Origin of the sequence: Cryobacterium zhongshanensis (assembly GCF_022760445.1) — a bacterium.
In the GTDB taxonomy this organism is placed as follows: Bacteria; Actinomycetota; Actinomycetes; order Actinomycetales; family Microbacteriaceae; genus Cryobacterium; species Cryobacterium algoricola.
The window spans coordinates 34,819-53,234 of record NZ_JALGAR010000009.1 but is presented as its reverse complement, the minus strand read 5'-3'; the positions used below and the strand labels follow the sequence as shown (position 1 = coordinate 53,234).

The 18,416-nt window shown below is 62.2% G+C and carries 16 protein-coding genes; 8 read left to right on the top strand and 8 right to left on the bottom strand.

The features are described 5' to 3' along the window. Positions 1-36 precede the first annotated feature (36 nt). On the top strand, positions 37-1,332 hold the full coding sequence (locus MQH31_RS19810) for a sensor histidine kinase (RefSeq protein WP_243013489.1): 1,296 nt from the start codon (positions 37-39) through the stop codon (positions 1,330-1,332). On the opposite strand, the gene MQH31_RS19805 is transcribed toward MQH31_RS19810, so the two are convergent. The 4 genes from MQH31_RS19805 to MQH31_RS19790 all read right to left on the bottom strand — a co-directional run bounded on the left by MQH31_RS19805 (position 1,307) and on the right by MQH31_RS19790 (position 6,768). Continuing rightward, on the bottom strand, positions 1,307-3,763 hold the full coding sequence (locus MQH31_RS19805) for a bifunctional lysylphosphatidylglycerol flippase/synthetase MprF (RefSeq protein WP_243013488.1): 2,457 nt from the start codon (positions 3,761-3,763) through the stop codon (positions 1,307-1,309). The genes MQH31_RS19810 and MQH31_RS19805 overlap by 26 nt on opposite strands. Before the next feature lie 169 nt (positions 3,764-3,932). Beyond that, on the bottom strand, positions 3,933-4,559 hold the full coding sequence (locus MQH31_RS19800) for a VTT domain-containing protein (protein WP_243013487.1): 627 nt from the start codon (positions 4,557-4,559) through the stop codon (positions 3,933-3,935). A 23-nt stretch (positions 4,560-4,582) separates the two neighbouring features. Next, positions 4,583-5,926, bottom strand: a complete 1,344-nt coding sequence (locus tag MQH31_RS19795) for an ABC transporter permease (RefSeq protein WP_243013486.1) — start codon at positions 5,924-5,926, stop codon at positions 4,583-4,585. A 77-nt stretch (positions 5,927-6,003) separates the two neighbouring features. Continuing rightward, a complete protein-coding gene (locus MQH31_RS19790; RefSeq protein ID WP_243013485.1) occupies positions 6,004-6,768 on the bottom strand; it encodes an ABC transporter ATP-binding protein in 765 nt (254 codons plus the stop codon). Positions 6,769-6,919: 151 nt separating this feature from the next. Between MQH31_RS19790 and MQH31_RS19785 the strand changes: the two genes are divergently transcribed. The 3 genes from MQH31_RS19785 (at position 6,920) to MQH31_RS19775 (ending at position 10,164) form a co-directional block, all read left to right on the top strand. Further along, positions 6,920-7,591, top strand: coding sequence for a response regulator transcription factor (locus tag MQH31_RS19785; protein ID WP_243013484.1), 672 nt, complete (start codon positions 6,920-6,922; stop codon positions 7,589-7,591). Beyond that, complete coding sequence (locus MQH31_RS19780) at positions 7,588-8,598, top strand: sensor histidine kinase (protein WP_243013483.1); 1,011 nt, start codon at positions 7,588-7,590, stop codon at positions 8,596-8,598. The genes MQH31_RS19785 and MQH31_RS19780 overlap by 4 nt, the downstream gene beginning before the upstream one ends. 294 nt (positions 8,599-8,892) lie before the next feature. Beyond that, positions 8,893-10,164, top strand: a complete 1,272-nt coding sequence (locus MQH31_RS19775; protein ID WP_243013482.1) for a COG4705 family protein — start codon at positions 8,893-8,895, stop codon at positions 10,162-10,164. A 165-nt stretch (positions 10,165-10,329) separates the two neighbouring features. Here the strand turns inward: MQH31_RS19775 and MQH31_RS19770 are convergent, their stop codons facing one another. The 3 genes from MQH31_RS19770 to MQH31_RS19760 form a co-directional block, all read right to left on the bottom strand. Further along, a complete protein-coding gene (locus MQH31_RS19770; RefSeq protein ID WP_243013481.1) occupies positions 10,330-11,295 on the bottom strand; it encodes an ABC transporter substrate-binding protein in 966 nt (321 codons plus the stop codon). A gap of 247 nt (positions 11,296-11,542) precedes the next feature. Beyond that, positions 11,543-12,451: an ABC transporter permease gene (locus MQH31_RS19765; RefSeq protein WP_243013480.1), complete on the bottom strand. Its 909-nt coding sequence runs from the start codon at positions 12,449-12,451 to the stop codon at positions 11,543-11,545. After that, positions 12,448-13,311 carry an ABC transporter ATP-binding protein gene (locus MQH31_RS19760; protein ID WP_243013479.1) on the bottom strand — a complete coding sequence of 288 codons (864 nt, stop codon included), beginning with the start codon at positions 13,309-13,311 and terminating at the stop codon, positions 12,448-12,450. Before MQH31_RS19760 ends, MQH31_RS19765 begins: the two co-directional genes overlap by 4 nt. Before the next feature lie 193 nt (positions 13,312-13,504). Here MQH31_RS19760 and MQH31_RS19755 point away from each other — a divergent pair, with 193 nt between their 5' ends. The 4 genes from MQH31_RS19755 to MQH31_RS19740 all read left to right on the top strand — a co-directional run bounded on the left by MQH31_RS19755 (position 13,505) and on the right by MQH31_RS19740 (position 17,907). Further along, entirely contained in the window at positions 13,505-15,082 is a 1,578-nt protein-coding gene (locus MQH31_RS19755) for a sensor histidine kinase (RefSeq protein WP_243013478.1), read from the top strand. Continuing rightward, complete coding sequence (locus MQH31_RS19750; RefSeq protein WP_243013477.1) at positions 15,079-15,774, top strand: response regulator; 696 nt, start codon at positions 15,079-15,081, stop codon at positions 15,772-15,774. The genes MQH31_RS19755 and MQH31_RS19750 overlap by 4 nt, the downstream gene beginning before the upstream one ends. 1,096 nt (positions 15,775-16,870) lie before the next feature. Then, positions 16,871-17,224, top strand: coding sequence for a Cd(II)/Pb(II)-sensing metalloregulatory transcriptional regulator CmtR (gene cmtR / locus MQH31_RS19745; protein WP_134533655.1), 354 nt, complete (start codon positions 16,871-16,873; stop codon positions 17,222-17,224). Then, the gene (locus tag MQH31_RS19740) at positions 17,221-17,907 is read left to right on the top strand and encodes a cation efflux transmembrane domain-containing protein (RefSeq protein WP_243013476.1); all 687 of its coding nucleotides are present in this window, start codon (positions 17,221-17,223) and stop codon (positions 17,905-17,907) included. The genes cmtR and MQH31_RS19740 overlap by 4 nt, the downstream gene beginning before the upstream one ends. A 51-nt stretch (positions 17,908-17,958) precedes the next feature. On the opposite strand, the gene MQH31_RS21015 is transcribed toward MQH31_RS19740, so the two are convergent. Then, positions 17,959-18,051, bottom strand: coding sequence for a helix-turn-helix domain-containing protein (locus MQH31_RS21015; protein ID WP_372488196.1), 93 nt, complete (start codon positions 18,049-18,051; stop codon positions 17,959-17,961). Positions 18,052-18,416: the final 365 nt, after the last annotated feature.

Genomic DNA, 18,416 nt, shown 5'->3' with positions numbered 1-18,416 from the left:
GGAATATCACTTGTGCTCCTTCTGCAGCATTCCCTTGTGGCCAATCTCGACTCGTTGGCCGTGGACCGGGCCCAAGCTGTTGAGTCCCTCGCGGCCAGCGGATCGTTGAGTCCGGTGCTCCCGAGCACAGGCTCGGAAACCTCCCTGGTCCAGGTTGTCGACTCGTCGAACACCGTTGTCTCGGCTACAAGTAATATCGACGGCCAGGAGCCCATCCTCTCGGTACCGCCCACGGACCCGGTACGCACGTTTCTCAGCGTGGACCACCTATCGGCCGGTGACGGTCCGTTCCGGATTCTTGCCGACTCGTTCCAATACAACGGGCGAACAGGATGGGTCTATGTCGCCACGTCCACAGACCAGGTTGATGACGCGGTATCGAGTCTCGCCGCCCTCTTCGCCGTCGGCTTGCCTATTGTTCTCGTCGTCGTCACTTGGGCGCTCTGGCGCGCGGTCGGACAAGTCATCGGACCAGTAGACGCCATCCGCCGAAGGGCGGCTGTCATCGGAGGGGAGGATTTGTCCCAGCGAGTCCCGGTCCCCACAAGCGCCGATGAGATCGCCAGCCTTGCCGTCACGATGAACGAGATGCTCTCACGGTTGGAGGAGGCAGCCATCCGCCAGAGACAATTCGTTGGTGACGCATCGCACGAGCTCCGCAGCCCACTCGCCGCGCTCCGAGTCCAGGTGGATGTTGCGTTGGCGCATCCCGAGGACCCGGGCTCAGCTCACGTCCTGGAAAGCGTCCAGCTTCAGATAGAGCGCATGTCCACGTTGATCGATGATTTGCTGTTCCTTGCGCGCCGCTCGGAAGATGCCCCGCTGACAAATGTAGGTGTCGTGGATCTGGACGACCTGGTCCTGGGAGAAGTGCACCGCCTCCGCGATCGGGGAGGCCCAGACATAGTGTTGCAGGGCCTCCGAGCCGCTCGAGTGACGGGCTCGGCGCGAGACCTGCAGCGCCTGCTGCGAAACCTGGGTGACAACGCGCTTCAACACGCCACGTCTGACGTCACGATCCGTCTCAGGACGGACCACGACACCGCCGAGATCACGGTTATGGATGACGGGGCGGGTATCAAACCCGAAGATCGCCTTCGAGTTTTTGAACGGTTCACACGCCTGGACGATGCCCGCAGCCGTCAGACGCATGGTGGGGGAGCCGGAGTGGGACTATCGATTGCCGCCCAGATAGTCCGCGATCATCACGGCACCATCGCCGCCATGGCCCGGCCCGATGGTCACGAGGGCGCTGTATTCCTGGTGATGCTTCCCCTTGCACCGCAAAACCGGACTCAGAATGGCCTCACGTCGTTTTCAGGTGGCCGATGACGGAACGGAGCGAAAGTGAGGGAACGTATGCTCTGGCCAGCCCGAGCCCTATCGCGGGCAATGCGAAAGGATCCGCATAGGCGAGGTACATCGGTCGGATCTCCGGATGAAATTTGCTCTTGTAACGGTGAAGAGACTGGAAGCCGTAGACCGGTTCGAGAATTCGGCTCAGCATCGAGGTCGCTGCGAACCCAGACAACGCGGTCCCCGACTCCGCGAGCGGCGCGGCCGACAAACTAACCATCTCCAAACCGCAGTGCTTGGCCTGGTCCATTGTCTTAGCGATGAGGACGTCCATGACTCCGGGAGCGCTATCGGCTCTGCGTCGCATGAAATCCAAGGTCAAACCTACAACAACTCCGTCGCGAAATGTCGGAAGCCAACTGGTCACCGCTTCGACGCGCTCTTCGGGGGTGACCGCGATCATCAAAGCTACGTCCGGATCGGCGAGTTCAGCCAATCCACCAAGCGTGAAACCCATTTCGGGAAGTTTCTTGTCGGCGACCCATTCCTCGGAAATTTCGGCAATTTGTCGACGAAGCTCGGCGTCAAGAACGTCGTACCGTGTCCATCGACAGTCGATGCCCAGACGCGAGGCCCGAGTGAGCGCCGTCCTGACATTCTGCATCTTCTTCCCACTCAGCGACCAGACACCTGGGTCAAGAATTGTTTCCTCCGCGACCTTGAGGGAGGACCAGCGCATCTCAGTGAAAAGAACCGTGAGCTCCTCGGACACGCCGTAAAACACAGGCGTCCATCCCTTTTCTCCGCAGAACGCTACAAAATTGGCGACAACGTCCGGCAATGCTGCAGTTGCGCATAACGGTTGGCCCGTCGTAATAGCAATGCCATTGACAACGCGATAAGCGACGATGGCGTCGCCGTCCCTGTCATACCAATACCGGTGCCCGTGCCACGTTGCCATCCACGCCAGCGGGCCACTGCCCAGTCCACGCCGCAGTAGCGCTTTAGCCATTCGCGAGTCTCCGAGATTCGAATCCGACCGGTTTCGTTTCATCCCGGCTCGCGCGAGAACGATCACACTTAACCAGAATGCAGCCCCCATCCAGTCGTAGAGAAACCGTCCGATCGCGTCGGCGGGAGGCGGGGTGATTGCCTCGAATGCCAAGAAACCCTCAGGTACGAGCCGCTCAGGGAGCCCCGCCATTCCCTGTGCAAACGAGGCAGCGAACGGTATGCCGGCGTGCGTAGATGTCGCCACCAAATAGACACCGGCAAAGATGAGTAGGCATGCCGTGGCTCGAAGAGCAAAGGTGCGAGTGGGGGCTCGACCAGGCTCTCGGGGGAAAGACCTCAAGCAGCTCAGAGCCAGAACGACCGTGAGCACGGGCACTCCGATGGCGATTCCGATTGAAAACGGAGCATTTTCATAGTGAGCGGATTGCACCGAGGACGACCCTGGCGCACCGGCAGCCGACCCGAAGTAGATCACAGCGAAGGTGGCAAGTGCCGCATTGATCCCAACGGCAAGCCAGAGCCCGAAGCGTTGTCCGCGAAGAATTCCGAATGCGGCGATGAGCTGGAGGACCAGCGGAAAGAGAGTGACGAGCAGCGAACCGGCGCTATCAGCGCCTGAAACAGCTGATTCGTTGAGCGTGGGCTTCAGCGATTCGCGGAACAGAGCAGCCAACGGTTCAAGGAGGCCGAGAGGTGCCGGTGCCCACACGCTGATGAGCGGACCGATCGCGGTAGTGGCGATGACGGCGGCCAAGAGGGCACGAACGTCGGCGAAAGTTTCAGTAACGACGCGGACGCTATGTTTCCCCTTCCACATGAGGACGCCGATGAGGAGGCCGGCAATGCCCCCTGCCAGCCGATAGATATCGGACGGCTGTCCCGAATAGAGCACGAACATCAGCAGTAAAGAAAAGCTGACCACTCGCACTCGCCTGGCAACAACCGGCCGGAGGCATGCCGTGGCCGCCATTAATGTTCCAACCACCGGGATCATGGGATCCATCGTGTGTTGCGATCGACTCTGCTCCGCCGCGGCACTGTCAAATATGACACCGAGACCTTGGATTACAGTCCCAGCGGCTATACCAAGAACGGAAACGAGAACGAAGGCCACCAGCGTGCGCGCCGATCCCATGAGCCGTTCGGACGCTCCCAAGATCAGGAAAGTCGTCAGGAGGACTACCGCGAGGTAGACCGGCTTCTCGACAAAAAACACGGCAGTTGCCGTGCCTACCCAGTTGCGTTGGGTTAGTAGGGTATCCAGACCCGTGCCAAGCACGGCATTGAGGCGAACGCTATTGGCCTCTGAAAGAGTGCTTCGTGCAATCGCGCCGACGACAATGAGCGCGACCACCGACCATGTCACGGGGAGAGTGCGCACGAACAGGGCCGCCCTCATCATTCCTCGTCTGATTGCAGGCGCAGCAGTGCGAGCGTGCACGAAAAGGGTCATCGATACTTCTCGAATCTCGGGAGGATGGCGGCGCAACAACTGGCCGGGAACTGCCACGGTATCTACACGGTCGTGAGACCACGATGAGTGTCCGCCGATGTGTATCGACGTGATCGATCAGGCTTCGCCGCGGCGCGAGTGGTGCGTTGTTGACTCAAAGAGGCGGAGTTCAGTGGTCCTGAGCTCGAGCTGAGCGGCGTCGCAGCAGGTCGACGGCGATGGGGACGATGGACACGATCACGATGATGATGGAGATGACGTCGATGTTGTCGGCGACGAACGGTATTTGGCCGAGCCAGAAGCCGGCGAGGGTCAGGATGAGTGCCCAGGCCACCCCGCCGATCGCGTTCCACTTGAGGAACGTTCGGTAATGCATCGTCGACATTCCGACGACGGGTGGGATATAGGTCCGCACGATAGGGACAAATCGTGCGAGCACGAGAGAGCGTCCGCCGTACTTGGCGAGGAACGCATCGGCCTGGTCCAGGTACCGGGTTTTGAGGATGCGGGCGTTCGGGGTGAATAGTCGCCGGCCGTATTTGCGCCCGATGAGGTACCCGACCCCGTCGCCCGCGATCGCGGCGATGGCGACGACGAGCACGAGGACCGGCAGGGGAATGCCCAGCGGGAGGGCGAGGAGTGCCGCAGTGAAGACGAGGCTGTCGCCGGGCAGGAACGGGAAGAGCAGCCCGGTTTCGATGAAGATGATGCCCATGATTGCCAGGATTACCCACGGCCCCGAGCCGGTGAGGATGGACGCCGGGTCGAGAATTCCGCCGGCATGGAGGAGCGTCACTGTCGTCAGTGTGTGTCCCATGCTCAGTCGATCGCGAGCGCGCGAACGGGCGACACGTTGATGGCCGAACGGGCGGGCACCGCGGAGGAAACGACGGCGAGCAGGACGGCGCCTGCCGCGATGGCACCGATGACCCAGAGGGGAATCGTGGGCCAGAAGAACCCGCCGATGTGGTGGTCTGACGCGATCGCGGCGAGGGCGCCGGCCCAACCGTAGACGACTCCGAGGACGAGGCCGGTGACTCCGCCGACCACGGTGAGCTGGATGCTTTCGGCCAGGATCATGAACCGTACTTGGCTTTTCGTGAAGCCGAGCGCGCGCAGGAGCCCGATCTCACGTCGGCGCTGCAGCACGCTCAGGGACAGGCTGTTGACCAGTCCGATCGCGGCTATCACTAGGGAAAATCCGATGAGGACGGCAAGGATCCCGGTGGTCAAGGTCAGGAAGGCGGCGTCTCCTGCCGCTTCTGCCGGGTCTGCCGCGGCCGCGACCGGGCCGGTCTGCGCGAGGAACGACTGGCCGGCGACCGTGAACATCGTCACCAGGGTGACGCCGATGACGAGTCCGACGGTCGACCGGGATGAACGGGCGGGGTATCGGAGGGCGTTGGCCGTCGCGAGGGTACTCGGCGTCGACGAGCCTGTGAGGCGTCCTGCGGTCATCAGGAAGCGGGGGATGAAGTAGCCCGAGCCGAGAACGAAGCCCAGGAAACTGAGCGCGCCTCCGGGGGTGGCAACGAGGAGGCCCAGGGGCGTGAGGAGCCCGATGACGACCCCGAGCAGGAGCAGTCCCAGACCTCCCGCAAACAGGACGATCACCAGGGTGCGGCGCCACCGGGGCGTGTCGGCGAGGGATTCCGGTTTGGGTTCCTGGGTCGCGCCGGTGGCCTCGATCGGGGACACGGCGAGCAGGGCACGAGAACCAAACCAGGCGGCTCCCGCCGTGCTCGCGACCCCGACGATGACCGGGGCCACCAGGAGCGGGGAGAAGACGGCGATCGGAGTGTCCACGAACGTCCCGGATGCGATCAGGGCGGAGTAGCTCACGCTGGTGACAACGAGGCCGATGACCAGGCCCGCCAGGGCTCCGAGGAATCCAATCACGATGCCTTCGATGACGATGGCCCCGCGAAGTGTGCGGGCGGACGCTCCGAGCAATCTCAGGAGTGCGATGTGCTTTGCGCGTCCGGCCATAATGATGCTGAACGTGTTGGCGGTCACGACGCACGAGACGAAAACGGCGACGAAGAAAAACAGCAGTCCGAGGATGTCGAGCAGCGCGCGCACGAAGCCATGCTGGGTGAACCCGCTGGCCACGGATTGCACGCTCAGGACGGCGTCCATCTCGATCAGCATCGTCGCGAACACGGAGGAAAGGATGGCGACGAGAACGCTGGAGGTGTGTTGGCGTCCTCGGTGGCGGAGTTCTCGTAGCGCCAGTGCGATCACGCGGCGACCTCGAGCATCAAGATAATGTCCGAGAGCGCCTTGGGGTCGCTGCGGCCGACATCGTGCACGATCGCGCCGTCCGCGATAAAGAGGACCCGGTCGGCGTAGGACGCCGCGACCGGGTCGTGGGTGACGAGCACGACGGTCTGGTCATACTCGCGGGTGAGAACCCCGAGCAGGGACAGAACATCGCGGCTCGATTTGGAGTCCAAGTTGCCCGTGGGCTCGTCCGCGAAGATCAACGTCGGCTTGCTGGCGAGTGCGCGTGCGATGGCCACCCGCTGCTGCTGACCGCCCGACAATTCGTGTGGCCGGCGATTCTCGAGCCCGCTGAGGCCGAGGCGTCCGAGCAACTCGTTGATCCACGCTCGCTCGCCCGCCCCGGGCTTCCTGCCGTCGAGCTCGAAGGGCAACTCGACGTTCCCGAGCACGGACAGGGTCGGAACGAGATTGAACGCTTGGAAGACGAATCCCAGCTTCCGACGGCGCAGAAGCGTCAGCGCGTCATCGTCAAGATCGGTGATATCGGTGTCCCCGATCATCACCCGCCCGGTCGTTGCCGAGTCCAAGCCTGCGAACACGTGCATGAGCGTCGACTTGCCTGAGCCACTCGGGCCCATGATCGCGGTGAGCGTGCCCCGGTGGATGTCCAGGTCGATGCCATCCAGGGCTATCGCCTGGGTGTCACCGGTGCCGTAGGTTTTGGTGATTCCGCGCACGCTGGCGGCGATCGTCGGGTGCGCGATTCCGGTTTGGGTCATGGAATCATCGTGGCAAGGGCGATCCAAGAACTCTCTAAGAATCGCTCGACGCCGCCGATGCGAGCATTCTCGCCCGCTCCGTTTCCGCGGTTACGCTTGTCACCAACGTGTGGGCCCGGGGTTCGTGCCGTGCACGACAGAGAGGGTTCCAATGCCAGTACACGATCCGTTTCCGGCTTTGCTTCTGGTCGAGGACGATCCACAGCTTGGCCCGCTGATGGCGCAGGTCCTCGCCGAAGCCTATGCCGTGACCTTGGTCGCCGACGGCCGGGAGGGACTCGAGACCGCCCTGGCCGAGGAGTTCGACGTGATGATCATCGACCGCAGACTTCCGTCCTTGGACGGGCTGGGTCTGGTCGCGGCGTTGCGCGCGAAACGCGTCACGGCCCCGATCCTCCTCGTGACCGCCCTCGGGACCGTCCGCGACAAGGTCGACGGCCTGGACGTCGGGGCGAACGACTACCTCGTCAAACCGTTCGAATTCGACGAGCTCTTCGCCCGCCTTCGAGCGATCCGCCGCGTCTTCACCGGCGAAGGAACAATGATTGTTATCGGCGAATGGGCGTTCTACCCCGAGAGCCGGATCATTCACTCGCCCTACGACGGGCGCATCATGCTGACAGAACGCGAGAGTGACCTGCTCAAGCTCCTGGCCGACAACCCCGAGCGCACCTTCACCAGGAACCAGATCCTCAAGGCGGTCTTCAGCGACGAGGACCTCCCCGGCACAGTGGACACCTACGTGCACTACCTCAGACGCAAGACCGACGTCGGTGCGGTGATCACCGTGCGCGGTCAGGGCTACCGGCTGGGGGAGCTGTGAAGCGCGCCACCAGCGAGAAGAAATCGGTCGACGGCGACGCGCTGGCCCTCCGGAACGCCTCCAGAAAGGTCGGCTTCCAGGTCACCATCGCCTGTGCCATCGTCGTCGTCGTCATTCTTGTCGCTATCGTCCTGTTCATCGTCAGCGAGGTTTCACTCCCGGTGCTCCTGGAACCCGCGGCGGATCCCACGATCCTCGACATCAACGCCTTCAAGCTGCTCCGCGCGTCGGCGGTATTGGGGGCCGGGTTGATCGTTCTCGCGGGGCTGCTGAGTTGGTTCGTCACGCGCCGAGCGGTCAAGCCCTTGGGCGACGCGCTCCGCGTCCAGCGTTCATTCGTCGCGGATGCCAGCCACGAGCTCCGCACTCCGCTGACTATCCTCGACGCGCGACTCCAGATCCTGCAACGCGGACTCCCCGTCGGGGATCCGTCGACCGAGGTCGTCGCAGAGCTGCGCCGGGATACCGAAACGCTCATCCGAGTCGTCAACGATCTGCTGGAGTCGGCGGAGGGGGCCGCTGGCCAGGACGGGCAGGCTGGCGACGGCAGCGAACTCGGGCCGGCCATCGATGCGGCCGTAGCGTCCATGGATCTCATCGCAGCCCGGGCGTCGGTGAAGATCGACGTCACCCAGCCGGCGGGCATCTGGACGTCGCTGTCTCAGATGAACGTCCAGCGCTGCCTGGTTATCCTCCTCGACAACGCAATCCGGTACGCACCGGAAGGCTCATCGGTGACCGTGGACGTGAGTGTCGAGAGGAAGACGGTGACCATAGCCGTGCGGGATCGCGGCCCCGGCATTCGGGGCATCGACCCCAGCCGGATCTTCGACCGTTTCGCACACGCGGGCAGTGCGGCCGACGGTGGGAGCAGCGGCACAGGCTTCGGCATCGGGCTATCGCTCGTGCGGGACATCGTCGTCAGGAAAGGCGGAACGGTGGGCGTCGTGAGCAGCTCACCGACAGGAACGGCGATCGCCTTCACCCTGCCCGTCACGCGCCCGTGACGAGCACTCGACGCCTGCGCTGAGCCATCCCCCGGAGGAGCCCAAAACGACCCCTCGGTAGGACCCGATTCCGAGAAAACTGCCCTCTCGCACCGCAATCCTGACAATCGGTCGGGAGGACGGTCACCGCGCAATGCTGCCCGCAAATCAAGCTTCAACTGACATCGGGCAGTCATCGCTTGACCGTATTCCCGTCAATCACACCAGACCTCCCGGCACTTGGTCTGTGTGGAAATTCAGTGAAAACAGCGTTCGCTCAGACTTGGTTTCACGCCCCCTGCGAGCATCCCTGACATGACCTCATCTCCCCAAACGTCAGCGATCAGCGCGCGGCACATGCTCAGCAAAGTCCCCGCGATCACGATCTGGTTTTGGATAATCAAGATCCTATGCACGACAGTGGGAGAGAGTTTTGCCGACTGGATCAACGTCGCCCTCGGCGTGGGTCTCGTCGCAACATCGATCATCTTCACGATCGCCACGGCGGCAGTGCTCGCGGTTCAAATGACCCGCCGTCGCTACCAACCCAGCTACTACTGGCTGACCGTCGTCTTGATGAGCGTCACAGGGACCCTGTACACGGATATCCTCACTGACCAGGCTGGCATACCACTGGCGATCAGCTCCGTCGTGTTCGCCGCCGCGCTCGCGGTCGTCTTCACCGTATGGTTCGTAAAAGAGCGCACGCTCTCCATTCACAGCATCGCCACGGTGCCCAGGGAAGCGTTCTATTGGCTCACCGTTCTGGTCACGTTCGCGCTCGGCACGGCACTGGGGGACTGGACCCTGGAGCTCACCGGGTGGGGTCCTGGCCTCTCGATTCTGCTGCCTCTTGCGCTCATCGCCATCACCGCCGGGCTCTGGCGTTTCGGAGCAAACCCGGTACTGGCGTTCTGGGTTGCGTACATCCTCACCCGTCCGCTCGGCGCCAACATCGGAGACTGGCTCGCACTGACACCAGCCGAAGGCGGCCTTGGGCTCGGAACCGCAACTACGAGCATCATCTTCCTTGCAGCCATTCTCGCGACAGTCGTGTATCTCACAGTCAGCAAAGCCGACAATGACGACAACCCATCGAGCAGGACCCAACCAGTCGCGACACCTGAGAGGCGCCGAACAACGCTCATTGCCATGGGGGCCGTCGCAGCCGCAACGATCGGGTTGCTCGTGGTCACAAGCAGCATGCCCCACACCAGCGCACTCGCCGATGAAACGGCAAAACCGACGTGCACGACCGGCTCCGCAGCGCTGACCCAATCCGAGGCGCAAACGGCTGTGCAGACAAGCTTTCCCGCGGATAACGTCGCGGATTTTCGGTCCATCGCCTCCGACACCCTCGCACTCGTCAAGACGGGAGATCAGACCGGAGCTGCGACACGCGTCACAGACCTCGAGACGGCCTGGGACGATAACCAAACCGAGTTGAACGCCGCCGACTGCAAGGCCTGGTCATTTCTCGATCACCAGATCGACCCGGTCCTCGCCTCGGTCCGAGCCTCAGCTCCGGACCCGGCAAAAGAGCAAAAAGCACTGCAAGCCTTCCTCGCCACACTTCCCAGCGCATAAAGGCACCTCTGAAGCGCGACCAAATACCGGCGGGTGGGAGGTCACAAGAGTCACTGTCGAGAGCTCAAGTCCTCAGGAGCCTACGACGGAACGGGGAGGATTCGGGAGTAGGCAGACGTGAGGGGCCCGTGCGGTTGCCGCACAGTCCCCTCGCGTCGGATCGATTTAGCCGGTCGCTGTGTCGGCTGCCGTGGTGGTCGGGGTGATGCCGAGCTGCTTGAGTGCGGCTTGTGCGTACTGTTGGGTGAAGGTCGACGGGTAGGTCACCTTGCTGACATCGGTTCCGATGGCGTTCTCCATCTGGAATATCGTCTTCGGACCGCCTGCCGGCATGAGGCCGTCCGGCAGGAACTGCCCGTAGTCGGCCTTCAATGCAGCGACGTACTGGTCCTTGGACACGGTGCTGTTCTGCACGAAGTCCGGGGGCAGCGCGTCCGCGACGTCCTGTGCGGTGTGCGTGTGGATCCAGTCCATCGTCGCGACGAGCGCGGTGACGACCTTCTGCACGGTGTCCTGGTTCTTGTCCACCCAGTCTGCCTGCGCGAGGAGCCCTGCGGCGGGCCACGCTCCGCCGAGGTTCTGCTGCGCGCCCTCCGTGGTTGCCAGGTCGAGCGCTGAGACGGCGATGCCCTTTGCTTCGAGAGCGGCAACCGTGGGTTGGGTTGTCATGACGCAGTCGGCTTCGCCGCGCTGCAAGGCCGCGATCGCAGTTGCACCTGCGTGCACCGCGATCGTCGTGTAGTCGCTGGGTGACACTCCGCCCTTCGACGCGACGAATTGTGTGAGCTGGTCTGTTCCGGAACCGAGGTCGGTGACGCCCATCTTCTTTCCGCGGATGTCGGCGGGCGTCTTGACGTTTGCCGTCGGGCTGCACATGATCCGTTCGCCGGGGGCGCCGGAGAGTTGCACCAGGTTGATGACGTTCTTGCCCTTGGATTGGAAATCGGGGGCATGAACGTACCAGGCGCCGGAGAAGTTGACCTGGCCGGAGATCATGGCCTCCTCCGCGCCGACGCCGCCGTTCTGCTCGGTCGACAGCTGCATGTTGACGCCGTACTTCTTGTAGAACCCGAGGCTCTCAGCAAGTTGATACGGCAGGTAGATCTGCTTGTCGATTCCACCGACCATCATGGAGACCGTTGGCAGTGCTGATCCGTCGGATGCTGTTGTGTTGGGGGTTGCTGTGCCACTGCAGCCCGCGAGTACCAGCGACAATGCTGCTATTGCGGAGGCAACAGCGACGATGCTGTGCTTTTTCATGGTGTGTCCGTTTCCTTTCGGTGTCGTCGCGCGCGGAAGCGCGCGACGGGTCTGGAGAGGCTGCGACCGAGGAGAGACAACCGCCTCGGTCGTGCCCGGATAGGTGAGCTGTTTCGGGTCAGATCGGCTGGGATTCGGACCGGACGGGCGGCCGCCACCTGAGGACGGACCTTTCCAACAACGTGATGAGGTATTCCGCACCGAGGGTGAAGACTGCAATGATCGCCATGCACGCGAACACCGTGTTCGGGTCGAATCGGCCCTGGGATTGGCTGATGATGAGGCCGATACCCTTTTGGGCTCCGAGGACCTCCGCGACCAGTGCCCCAATGATGGCGAAGCCGAACGCGGTGTGCAGGCTCGCGATGATCCAGGTCATGGCTGATGGGATGGTGACGTGACGGGCGATCTGCAACGGCGATGCACCGAGGACGCGGACGTTTGCGATCAGGTTCTGGTCCACCTCTCGCACGCCCTGGTAGGCGTTGAAGAAGACTGCGAAGAACACGAGGACGGCGGCCAGCAGGATTTTTGGGCCGATTCCCAGGCCGAACGCGACGATGAAGATCGAACCGAGGACGATGCGGGGGATCGAGTTGAGGACCTTGATGTACGGGCTGAACACGTTAGACAGGTACCGGTTCGAACCGAGCAGGATTCCGCTGATGACTCCGGCGATCGTTCCGAACAGGAACCCGAACAGGGCTTCCTGCACGGTGACCCAGAGCTGGTCCCAGATCGATCCGAAGGCGGTGCCCTTGGTGAAGAGGCTCACCAGGGAGTCCCAGACCATGCTGGGTTGTCCGTAGAAGAACGGGTCGACCCATTTGAGGTCGGTGAAGAGTTGCCAGCCGCCGAACACGAAGATCGCGAGGATCAGCCGGCCGGCCCAGACCCACAACGTATTTCGGGTGCGGGCCCGGCGCGCCGATGCCTGCAGCTCCACCTCGGACTGCTGTGTCGCTGATCCGACGCGGGGCTCGGCCTCCGACGTGATCGTTGCCTTGTGCTGGACCAGGGCGCTCATGCGGCCACCCCCGCGGAGCGCTGATAGGCGCGTGTGACTTCGTCCCGGAGAGAGTCCCAGATCTGGGTCTGCAACTCGATGAATCGCGCCTCGTGTCGCAGCGTCTGGACGTCTCCGCGCGGACGCGGCAGGTCGATGTCGAAGACGTCTTTGATCGTGCCGGGGCTGGAGGTCATGATGATCACGCGGTCAGACAGCGCGACGGCTTCGTCGAGGTCGTGTGTGATGAACAGGACCGAGGGGCGCAGTTCCTCCCATAGCCCGAGGAGTTCCGTTTGCATGATTGCCTTGGTCTGCACGTCCAGTGCGCCGAAGGGCTCGTCCATCAGCAGGATGCGCGGGTTGTTGATGAGCGCCGCGGCCATCGCGACGCGCTTGCGCATGCCTCCGGAAAGCTGGTGGGGGTAGCGGTCCTCGAAACCGGTGAGTCCCACTCGGCGCAACCAATCGATGGCGAGGGCCATCGACTTCTTCTTCGACGTGCCAAGAAGTGCCGGACCGATCATCACGTTCTGCAGGACCGTCTTCCAGGGGAAGAGCGCGTCTCCCTGGAACATGTAGCTGACGCCGTTCGTGATGCCGTCGACGATTCGTCCGCCGACCTGTACGGAGCCGCCGCTGGGCCTTTCCAATCCCGAGACCTGCGCGAGCGTCGTCGACTTTCCGCACCCGGTCGGTCCGACGATGGCGCAGAACTGTCCGGCCTCGACTGTGAGGGACACATCCTGGATCGCCGTGAAAGGTTCGCCTTTCGGCGTGAGGAATCTCTTCGTCAAACCGACGATGTCTATTCGCGCTGGATCGTCGGCCACCCCGGGTCCTACGGGCGTGCGGTTCGGGGTCTTGTCAGTGTCACCCATGCTTGTGACCTCTCTGTCGTTGCACTGCGTCGTTGCCTGTGCGTAATGACGGTGCCAGCAAGCTGCTCAACTGTCTCGCTTTTGCGCCATGCGCTGGTTGTGCGCATAAGAAGGTGATTCTGCGCATTTCGCTCACGCGTTGTAATGCAACAATCAACTGATGCGAAGGCGGATCAGAAAACTCTCAACCCAGATGTTCCTGGCACATCTGGTGATCCTGACTGCCTCCACGGCGATCGGATTCTTGCTGTTCGCCACCACGGCACGCGGCCACCTCGACGACGAGTACCAGACGCAGGCAGCAGCAATCGCACAGACCTTTGCACAGAATGCCTCGGTACAGAGCTGTCTCGCCGCGCGGAATGCGTTATGTGACGCGCACGTGCAGCAACTCGCTATGGTGACCGCACAGGAAACCGGGTCCGCCTTCGTTGTGGTGATCGACAGGGACTCCCTACGGGTCTCGCACCCCGACGTCGCACTCATCGGAAAATCGGTGTCCGAACCACTGATCGCCGCTGACGGGCAGGTTCACTTGCGAGTCAACAATGGTTCGACGGGGATCACCGCCAACGCGATCGTCCCGTTGTACTCCTCGGATCGCGCCTTCATCGGTGAGATTTCGGTGGGCATCAAGGAGGACTCGGTCTCCAGCGCGCTTCTGACCCAGCTGCCTTCTTATGGCCTCTGGTTTCTCGTGATGTTGCTCTTGGGCGGGCTGGCCTCGTTCGGGCTGTCGACACTTCTCAAGAAGCGCACGTTCGGGCTCGAGCTCGACGAGATCGCGCGACTACTGCAGGAAAGAGAGGCGACTCTTCACGGAATCCGTGAAGGCATTATCGCGATCGACCCTGCCGGGCGGATCAGTATCAACAACGACGAGGCTCAGCGGCTCTTGCACCTTGCCGGGAATGTCGTCGGACACCGCGTGGACGATGTACTACCGCCCGGCCCGGTACGCGACGCGCTCACGGGCACGAGCGTCGTCTCCGATCAGATCATGATCACCGAGGACTTCTGGATCGTCTTGAACCGAATGCCCGTCACCCTCTCGGGCCGTCCGCACGGCGTCGTGGTGACTTTGCAGGATCACACCGTCGCGCAGGCCTTGAGCCGGGAGCTGGTCGGCGAACGCAGCCTGACCGAGTCCATGCGCGCCCAGCAGCACGAGTTCAGCAATCGGATGCACGCAATCGCAGGTCTGCTCGAGCTCGGACGAACCGAGGAAGCCCTCGAGTACGTCCATGAAATCCGCGGCACAGCGGCTGACCTCGATCAGACGCTGCGCACCCACATCGCCTCTCCGCAGATCGTCGGACTCATGCTCGGCAAAACAGCGGAAGCGAACGAGCGAGGTATCCAGCTGTCGCTTGATCCGGAGACATCCGTCAGCGCTGCACCAGACCGCGTCCAGGCGCTCACGACGATACTCGGCAACTTGATCGACAATGCCTTCGACGCAGTCGCCGGAACACCCGCGCCGCGTCGTATCCAGGTCGGTATCCTGGAAACTGAGGACGACTTCCGGGTGACAGTCGTCGACACCGGGCCGGGCGTGCCGGCCGCGATGCTCCCGCTGGTGTTCCGAAACGGCTTCACCACCAAGCGCGGATCGACTGCGGGGCACAGTGGCCTCGGCCTCTCGCTCGTGCAGCGCACTGTGGCCCGATTCGGTGGCAGTATCACTGTTTCAGAGGGGCCAGGGGCAACGTTTGTGATCGTGCTGCCCCGGTCGACGTCCGAAAGCGAGAGAAGGACAGTGACCGTATGAGCGACAGTGCGCTGACCACCCTCGTCGTCGACGATGATTTCCGAGTCGCGTCGGTGCACGAAGGTTTCGTCGAAATGGTTCCGGGATTCCTGGTGGTCGGAAAGGCACACACCGCCGCGGACGCCATCGAGATGGCGCAACGACTTCAGCCCGACCTCGTCCTGCTGGACATCCACTTGCCCGACGGTGATGGATTGGAGGTCGCACGTATCCTGCTCGACAATCCCCGACCTCCGATGGTGCTGATCATCTCCGCCGCCGCAGATATCGCTGCGGTCCGCACCGCCGTACGGCTTGGGGTCGTGCACTACCTGGTGAAGCCGTTCGGCTTCGCTGCTCTGGCAGAACGTCTGAGCGCAGTCAGAACGGCCCACGCCCAACTAACCGACTGGCCGGCCGACGCCGGACAGGAGGAAGTCGATGGCTTTTTTGAACTGCTACGACCCATACCCTCAGACCGCGATGTGCCCGACATCGAGCACCTCGCTCCGACCCTGCAACTCGTGTATAAATCGATCGGCAGCGGAAGTGCCGGCCTATCGGCATCCGACATCGCCGCTCAGGTCGGGATCAGCCGAGCCACGGCGCAACGCTATCTCACCCAGCTCGAGCACATCGGGGCCGTAAAACTCCAACTGCGATACGGTCAGACAGGCAGACCGGAGCACCGGTACTCAATCCGGCGGCACTGAACCAAGAGGTGCTGCTAAGCGGCCGGCTGGACGATGGAGCCGACGGAGAGGGAATCCGTGCTTCGGCCCTTCCCGGCCGAAGCCCTTTGCCACAATCGCGGCGTTTACGCGTCAGCGGCGACTTAGCCAGCGGCACACATGCGGATACATTGTGCCGCAATGTGGCCCTAAGGTCGTCGTCGCTCGTTTGATCAGGAAGATCATTCGTACGTACTATGCCAAGACCTGAGCGTCGGTCTCGCGACGGGACCAACGGCAATGCGGAATCCAGATGAGGGCGTCACCGTGCAGGTCGAATCTGCGACTTGATGCGTGAACGTTTATTCAACGCTTATTGACTCGAGGTCGCTCTGGACAGGTCGAGACGTGTCGATGAAAATGGAAGCAAGCAGAACAAGGAATTCCCGGTCAGTTCGAGTTATGTCGAGGTCGGTCGAGGTTGGTCGAGTGGAGGAAAATCCTTCGGGCCAAATCCGTCGGTCCCGGGTTCAAGTCCCGGTCGCCCTACTGAAAAGTCTTTTCTGATCAGGAATTTTAGTTTGGTCATTTCTCATGAGATTTGAGTGAATAGTCATGAGGACTCGGGTCAGCGTCGCGCGGGTGGAGCAGAACAACAGCGTGACCAGCACTTATATTCTTCTGTTTTGTCGGTGACGAGCCGATTGCTGCGAACGGTCATGGGTTCAAGTGAGGCCTGGTCTCGAGAATGCGCGCTGATCTGCACGTTTCCTTAGCTCTGGCTTGTGGCACTTGGTGCCGCGCACTTTTATTCAACACTTATTCGCTAGGAACGCGTCGTCGGCTGGTGAAATTCGTCTGTCCGATGAGGAGATTTGCCGTAGTTGTTGAGTCGGTGCGTGTCAGGTGGCGTGGGTCTTGCCAGCGCTCTTCGAAAAGTAGGCCAGTAGCGCCGACAGGTTCGCACGGCCAAATTTTCAACAAGCGTAGACGGGAGGCCATGTGATGTGGTCATGAGCCTCGCAGCCAGGTGGTTCCACTGATTCTGAGGGGCGTGGTCGTGCTCTGTCATAGTTGTCTCCGCCGTTGCTTTGTGGGCACAATCGCTAATGGTCATCCTGGACTGTATAGTCACTAGATGCTGACTATTTCCTCGCGTCTGGGCGTGATGAACCGGATCGGGCGCGCGATGGCCGATCCGACCCGATCCAAAATCCTGTTGAGCCTGCTCGAGGAACCTGGTTACCCGGCGAAGCTCGCCCGAGAATTGGAACTCACCCGCTCGAACGTTTCGAACCATCTCAGTTGTCTTCGCGGCTGCGGCCTTGTTGTCGCCGTGCCCGAAGGGCGACAGACCCGGTATGAGATCGCCGACAGGCACCTGACCCGGGCGCTTCAGTCTCTGTTCGACGTTGTCCTCGCGGTCGATGATGGCACGGCCTGCGTAGACGAGAACTGTGACCAGCCGCTCTGCTGTGGGACGCCCGTGTGACCGCCCCGACGAATGGTTCAGGCGCCGTCCTAGATTCTGTGCGGAAACTGGTCCTCCAGCGTCGCATTCGAATCATCGTCGGCATAACGATCACCTACAACGTCCTAGAGGCGGTCATCGCTATCGCTGCAGGGAACGTGGCGTCCTCTGCCGCACTCATCGGCTTCGGGCTCGACTCGATTGTGGAAGTGCTGTCCGCGGTGGCGATCGCCTGGCAGTTCTCCGCTCCGGATCCTGAGAAACGGGAAAAGGTCGCCCTGCGCGTGATCGCGTACGCATTCTTTGCCCTGGCGGCCTATGTCATCATCGAGGCCGGCTTGTCCATCTTCGGGCTTCGGGAAGCCGCGCAAAGCCCGGTGGGCATCGTCCTCGCCGCTGTCAGTCTCGCCGTCATGCCCTTCCTGAGTTGGTTCGAACGTCGAACCGGCCGCGAACTGGGGTCCGCGTCGGCGATCGCCGATTCGAGACAGACCCTTATCTGCAGCTACCTCTCCGCCGCTCTCTTGATGGGCCTGGTGCTCAATTCGCTGCTGGGTTGGGCGTGGGCTGACTCCGTAGCCGCTCTCGTGATTGCGGCCTTCGCTATTCGTGAAGGCCTCGAAGCGTGGAAGGGTGAGAGTTGCGCGGTCCCGGTCAGCGCACTTACCGGGGAACGCGTCATCGAGGACGACAGCTGCTGCTAGCCTGCGAATCTGGAAGAGGGAGACAGCGGACGGACTATGGCACAATCCGTGTCACGGTTGGATGTCGTTGATGCGCCGGTAGAGCGTAGTGCGGGACATGCCAAGGTCCAGGGCTGCCTGTGAGGGTGGTTCGCCGGATTCGATGAGTGGAGAGCGTTGCTGACATAGATCGGTATCGAATAAAGCGGACAGAAATGCCCTAAAATGGGAACATCACCAGAGTCCCGTCCACAGGAGAGCAATATGACCGTCGAACCGAGCACCCTGACCGCCCAGGAGCCAGGCCGCCCTCGTCGATCCCGCCTAGGCGGCGGGTCCAGCGCACGCGTGTAGCTGCAACCACGTCGACAGTGAGGGCATCGTGTTGACAGCCATGTCATCCCGTCCGCCGTCCGCCATCAACCCTCTTTGGCGCCTCCGGAGCGATCCAGCCCGGATTCTGCCTTGATCTGATTGCTACCCACGACTCACTGCCGTTCCTGGCAACGTTGGAGCGTCCGCAGCGGGGT

Bases quoted from the DNA above. Each gene is read 5' to 3' on its own strand.
- MQH31_RS19750 (WP_243013477.1), top strand. From the start codon at position 15,079: ATGAGCGACAGTGCGCTGACCACCCTCGTCGTCGACGATGATTTCCGA.
- MQH31_RS19770 (WP_243013481.1), bottom strand. From the start codon at position 11,295: ATGATGGTCGGTGGAATCGACAAGCAGATCTACCTGCCGTATCAACTT.
- MQH31_RS19755 (WP_243013478.1), top strand. From the start codon at position 13,505: ATGTTCCTGGCACATCTGGTGATCCTGACTGCCTCCACGGCGATCGGA.
- MQH31_RS19805 (WP_243013488.1), bottom strand. From the start codon at position 3,763: ATGACCCTTTTCGTGCACGCTCGCACTGCTGCGCCTGCAATCAGACGA.
- MQH31_RS19775 (WP_243013482.1), top strand. From the start codon at position 8,893: ATGACCTCATCTCCCCAAACGTCAGCGATCAGCGCGCGGCACATGCTC.
- MQH31_RS19785 (WP_243013484.1), top strand. From the start codon at position 6,920: ATGCCAGTACACGATCCGTTTCCGGCTTTGCTTCTGGTCGAGGACGAT.
- MQH31_RS19790 (WP_243013485.1), bottom strand. From the start codon at position 6,768: ATGACCCAAACCGGAATCGCGCACCCGACGATCGCCGCCAGCGTGCGC.
- cmtR (WP_134533655.1), top strand. From the start codon at position 16,871: ATGCTGACTATTTCCTCGCGTCTGGGCGTGATGAACCGGATCGGGCGC.
- MQH31_RS19765 (WP_243013480.1), bottom strand. From the start codon at position 12,451: ATGAGCGCCCTGGTCCAGCACAAGGCAACGATCACGTCGGAGGCCGAG.
- MQH31_RS19760 (WP_243013479.1), bottom strand. From the start codon at position 13,311: ATGGGTGACACTGACAAGACCCCGAACCGCACGCCCGTAGGACCCGGG.